Origin of the sequence: Arthrobacter sp. I3, assembly GCF_000520575.1 — a bacterium.
GTDB lineage: Bacteria > Actinomycetota > Actinomycetes > Actinomycetales > Micrococcaceae > Arthrobacter > Arthrobacter humicola_A.
The window spans coordinates 7,060-12,392 of the sequence record NZ_KI914929.1 but is presented as its reverse complement, the minus strand read 5'-3'; the positions used below and the strand labels follow the sequence as shown (position 1 = coordinate 12,392).

Annotated in this window: 4 protein-coding genes and 1 pseudogene; 3 read left to right on the top strand and 2 right to left on the bottom strand. The window is 67.8% G+C overall.

Features of this window, described 5'->3' with window-relative positions; genetic code table 11:
• Positions 1–181 (bottom strand): annotated as a pseudogene (locus tag Y706_RS30255) (A/G-specific adenine glycosylase); the annotation flags it as partial.
• Positions 182–746: 565 nt separating this feature from the next.
• Here Y706_RS30255 and Y706_RS0112950 point away from each other — a divergent pair.
• Positions 747–1,463, top strand: coding sequence for a hypothetical protein (locus tag Y706_RS0112950; RefSeq protein ID WP_028276910.1), 717 nt, complete (start codon positions 747–749; stop codon positions 1,461–1,463).
• Positions 1,464–1,505: 42 nt separating this feature from the next.
• Here the strand turns inward: Y706_RS0112950 and disA are convergent, their stop codons facing one another.
• A complete protein-coding gene (disA, locus tag Y706_RS0112945) occupies positions 1,506–2,582 on the bottom strand; it encodes a DNA integrity scanning diadenylate cyclase DisA (protein ID WP_018774911.1) in 1,077 nt (358 codons plus the stop codon).
• A gap of 376 nt (positions 2,583–2,958) precedes the next feature.
• Here disA and Y706_RS0112940 point away from each other — a divergent pair, with 376 nt between their 5' ends.
• Together Y706_RS0112940 and Y706_RS30250 are read left to right on the top strand one after the other, a co-directional pair.
• Complete coding sequence (locus Y706_RS0112940) at positions 2,959–4,572, top strand: peptide chain release factor 3 (protein WP_028276909.1); 1,614 nt, start codon at positions 2,959–2,961, stop codon at positions 4,570–4,572.
• A gap of 171 nt (positions 4,573–4,743) precedes the next feature.
• Positions 4,744–5,333: serine/threonine-protein kinase (locus Y706_RS30250; protein WP_043436123.1), on the top strand; the 590-nt coding region annotated here is incomplete at its 3' end.

Below are 5,333 nucleotides of genomic sequence, written 5' to 3'. Positions count from 1 at the left end.
AGACCGGCAGGACCCGGACCACCGGCGTCTGCTGGAGCATCACTTCGCTGACCAGCACACCCCAGGGCGTGCAGTCCGCGGCCCGCCATGGCAGGTCCCTGGCGTTGGACGCGAACCAGTCATCCAGGGCCGCATGGAGGGCTGGGAGATTGCCGGCGCGGCCGGGCGCCCCGGCGGGCAGGGGTTCCCGCGGTGCCGCGGCGGATACGGGGGGCGTGGGGGTTAGAGTCTCGATCCATTCAGCGTAATAGATCGGGGTAACGGATCGGGACGGCGTCCGGTCCCGCGGCGTGGTCGGGCGCCATAGCCCGCGCGGTTCTCTAGGCTAGAAGAATGGTCAGGCAAGGCACTTCAGGTACGGGCGGTTCGCGGCCGAAAGGTTCGGCCACGGGGCAATCCGGGCGCAAATCCGGACGGCCCCCGCTGCGCCGGGTCTACCGCCGCCGCCGGCTGTTTGCAGGGGTGGTCCTGCTGCTCGTCATCGCGGTGGCCTTCGGCGGCTTTGTGGCGGTCTCGAATGCCATGGGCGGGGGCCAGTCTGCCGGCGCCCAGCCCTGGGAGATTGCCGGCGCGGCCGGGCGCCCCGGCGGGCAGGGGTTCCCGCGGTGCCGCGGCGGATACGGGGGGCGTGGGGGTTAGAGTCTCGATCCATTCAGCGTAATAGATCGGGGTAACGGATCGGGACGGCGTCCGGTCCCGCGGCGTGGTCGGGCGCCATAGCCCGCGCGGTTCTCTAGGCTAGAAGAATGGTCAGGCAAGGCACTTCAGGTACGGGCGGTTCGCGGCCGAAAGGTTCGGCCACGGGGCAATCCGGGCGCAAATCCGGACGGCCCCCGCTGCGCCGGGTCTACCGCCGCCGCCGGCTGTTTGCAGGGGTGGTCCTGCTGCTCGTCATCGCGGTGGCCTTCGGCGGCTTTGTGGCGGTCTCGAATGCCATGGGCGGGGGCCAGTCTGCCGGCGCCCAGCCGTCCGGGGCAGGGGCGTCGCCGGCGGCCAGCCCGGCTGGCTCCGCGTCGGGGAGCCCGACGGCGTCCGGGGAGGCTTCGGCCTCACCCACGGCCACATCAGGGGAGGGCTGCGAGCAGAATCTGATCACCGTTACGGCCGCCACCGACAAACAGGCTTACGCCGCCGGTGAGAAGCCGCTGCTGAGCCTCACGGTGACCAACAACAACAAGGTCCCGTGCGAGGTCAACATCGGGACGTCGCAGATGGAGTACATGATCACCAGCGGCTCGGACCGGATCTTCTCCTCCAAGGACTGCCAGGCGGAGAGCGCGGACCTGATGAAGACAATTGCTCCGGGCAAGAGTGAGACGGCGAACTTCCCGTGGCAGCGCAACCGCACGGTGCAGGGCTGCGAGCCCGTCGAGGCCACGCCCGGTGCCGGCGGCGCCTACTACGTCTTCACCGCCCGGCTGGCGAACAAGAACAGCCCCAAGGCCGTGTTCCAGCTCAGCTGACCCGTATAACTCCAGTTACCCCCGACGGGTTTGTGGAGGGGGTTAGAGGAAGCGGTCCAGCAGGCTGGCCTCGGCCATGCGGCTCAGTCCCTCCCTGACGGTCCTGGCACGCTGGTCACCGATCCCGTCGACGGTCATGAGGTCATCGATTGTTGCCGCCATCAGGAACTGCAGGCCACCGAAGTGGTCGACGAGCCGGTCGGCGACGGCCTTCGGCACGGCCTTGAGCCCGGAGAGCAGGCGGTAGCCGCGCGGCTGCACGACGGCGTCGAGGTTGGCCTCGCCGCCGGCGAAGCCGACGATCCCGGCGATCTTGCCCAGGTCGATCAGCTCGGTCGGGCCCAGGCTGACGAGGGCCTTGACCGCTTTGTCGATGTCCTCCGCTGTTGCGGCCGGACCGGAGTAGTCCCGGATGATGACGTCGCTGCCCGGGCCGCGGCCGACGGTGAGCTCGTCCAGCTGCAGCGAGAGCAGGCGGCCGTCCTCGCCCAGTTCCAGGACGTACTGGGAGATTTCCTCGGAGATCCTGCGCACCATTTCCTGGCGCTGCAGGGTGACCGCTACGTCACGGACCGTCACCATGGCCTCGATTTCCAGGGCGGAGAGCGAGCTGGTGACCTGGTCCAGGCGCGAGCGATAGCGTTCCAGGGTTGCCAAGGCCTGGTTGGCGCGGGCCAGGACCTTTTCGGAGCCCTCCAGGACGTGGCGCAGCCCGTGCACGTACAGCGCGATGATCTGCATTGACTGGCTGACCGAAATGACCGGGACGCCCGTCTGTATGGCCACGCGTTCCGCGGTCCGGTGCCTGGTGCCCGATTCCTGCGTTTCGATGCTCGAGTCCGGGACGAGCTGGACGGCCGCGCGCAGGATGTTGCTGGCATCCTTGTCGCAGACGATGGCGCCGTCCATCTTCGCCAGTTCCCGCAGCCGGGTGGGGGAGAAATCGATGCCGATCTCGAAGCCGCCCGAACAGATGGACTCGATGGTCCTGTCGATGCCCAGTACGATCAGCGCGCCGGTCCGGCCGCGGAGGATGCGTTCCAGGCCGTCGCGGAGGGCTGTGCCCGGTGCCACCCTGGCCAGGGTCGCCTTGAGCGCATCTTCAGGGCTCCGAGCCATAGATTTCCCTTCAAAGGTGCAGGGACGAGCCTGCAAGTGCGCCGGATTCCAGGGTCTCCCGGCAGGATCAAAGTACTCAGTTCCCCGCTCTCCCCATGATAGGGGTAAAGCAGGGCCACTTCCGCACAGGCAAGCCTTAAAGTGGTCCATTGCGGCGTGCTGCCGCGGGCCTCCTGAAGGGCTGCCCCGGGCGCCGTCAGTGAGGGCATTTTGGCGCCGCAAGGCCGCAGCATCGTGCCCGGGCCCCGCGCAGCTTCATGCGCGGTCCGGCCGCAGCTTCGTCCGCGGTCCGCGGCCTGCGATAAACTTGGATCCTTGGGTGTACCGCGGGCTCTCCGCGCCGTGACCCGTCCACTGCCGCAGCGAAAGTAGCATCGTGTCTCAAGAAGTCCTCAGCCCCGCCCGAGTCCAGGAGATTCACAAGCAGGCGGCCCGGCGCCGGACTTTCGCGGTCATTTCGCACCCCGACGCCGGCAAATCCACCCTGACTGAGGCCCTGGCGCTGCACGCAAAGGTGATCGGCACGGCCGGCGCCTCCAGCGGCAAGGCCAACCGCAAGGAGACGGTCTCGGACTGGATGCAGATGGAAAAGGACCGCGGCATCTCCATCAGCTCCGCCGCTTTGCAGTTCGCCTACCGGGACACCGTCATCAACCTCCTGGACACCCCGGGCCACGCCGACTTTTCCGAGGACACCTACCGGGTGCTCGCGGCCGTGGACTGTGCCGTCATGCTGGTCGACGCCGCGAAGGGCCTGGAAACCCAGACCATGAAGCTCTTCGAGGTCTGCAAGCAGCGCAACCTGCCCATCATCACTGTCATCAACAAGTGGGACCGGCCCGGGCTGGACGCCCTGGCGCTGATGGACGAGATCACCGAGCGCACCGGCCTGCAGCCGATGCCGCTGACCTGGGCCGTTGGCATCTCCGGCGACTTCCGCGGCGTCTGGGACCTGCGCAACGACCGCTTCGCGCAGTTCAAGCGCAACAACGCCGGCGCCAACATCGCCCTCACCGAATACTTCACCCCCGACGAGGCCGCCGCCAGCCAGGGCGACGACTGGTCCAACGCCGTGGACGAGGCCGGACTGGTCATCGAATCCAACCTGGCGTTCGACGTCGCGGCCTTCCACGCCGGTAAGGCGACGCCGATCCTCTTCAGCTCGGCCGCACTGAACTTCGGCGTCAAGGAAATCCTCGACGCCCTCGTCGACTTCGCCCCGCCCGCCGCCCCGCGGCCCGACGTCGACGGCGACCCCCGCCCCGTGGATGCCCCGTTCGCCGGGTTCGTCTTCAAGGTCCAGGCCGGCATGAACAAGGCCCACCGCGACCACGTTGCCTTCATCCGTGTCTGCTCCGGCATGTTCGAGCGCGGCATGGTGGTCACCCAGACCCGGACGGGGAAATCCTTCGCCACCAAGTACGCCCAGCAGGTCTTCGGCCGCGAACGCGAGGTGATCGACGAGGCTTTCCCGGGGGACGTGGTGGGCCTCGTGAACGCCTCCTCCCTCCGCGTGGGGGACAGCCTGTTCCTGGACCAGCCCGTGGAGTTCCCCGCGATCCCGCTGTTCGCCCCGGAGCACTTCCAGGTGGCGCGCTCCAAAGACCCGAGCCGGTTCAAACAGTTCCGCCGCGGCATCGAACAACTCGAGCACGAGGGCGTCATCCAGGTGCTCCGCTCCGACATCCGCGGTGACCAGGCGCCCGTTCTTGCCGCCGTCGGCCCCATGCAGTTCGAAGTGGTCGAAGACCGCATGGCGCACGACTTCAGCGCCCCGATGCGGCTGGAACGGCTCCCGTATTCCATGGCCCGGATCTCGACCGCCGACGCCATGCCGGCGCTGGCCAACGTCCCCGGCGCCGAAGTCCTGTTGCGCTCCGACGGGGAATACCTGGCCCTGTTCAACGACGTCTGGGCCCTGCGCCGGATTGAAAAGAACCACCCTGACCTCACCCTGGTGCCGATCGGGACCCACAACCCCGCAAAATAGCCAAGGCGGCGGACCGAAAGACTCCCCGGAAGTCTTCCGGAATCCGGTTTCCGCGTTATGATAAGTAAGCTTGCTTATGATGCGGGTGCCGGGATTTGTCCCGGCTTTGGACTGATCCGCCCGCTTCCAGCGGCGGCCCCATTAGAGGGACCACGTAGACCTTTGACAACCATGGACCCCGGTTTCCTGCTCAGCGGGCGCTACCGGATCGAAGAACTCATTGGCCGGGGCAGCCAATCGAGCGTGTACCGTGCCACGGACGAGGTCCTGGGGCGTGAAGTGGCAGTCAAACTCTTCCGCGACGGGACAGTGGACGAAGAACGGACCCGCAGGCAAGCCGATGAAGTGCGGATCCTGGCGGGGATGGCCCACCATGCCCTCGTGACATTGTTCGACGCCGGCACGGACCTCAGTGACCCGACCCGCCGGCTCAGTTATCTGGTGATGGAACTCGTCCGCGGCCCCGACCTGCGCCGCCGCTCGGCCGAGGGCCCGCTGTCGGCGGCCCACATGGCGCTGATCGGACACGATCTCGCCGACGGTCTTGCGCACATCCACCACCACGGCATCATCCACCGGGACGTCAAGCCGGCCAACATCCTGCTCGTGGACTACAGCGTCGAGGACCGGCGCGCCCGCGCCAAACTCAGTGACTTCGGCGTGGCCATCACCATCCGCGAAGGCCACCACGGCGACCCCGATGACAGCTCCGGCACCCCGGCCTACCTCAGCCCCGAACAGGCTGCCGGCGAACCGGCGGG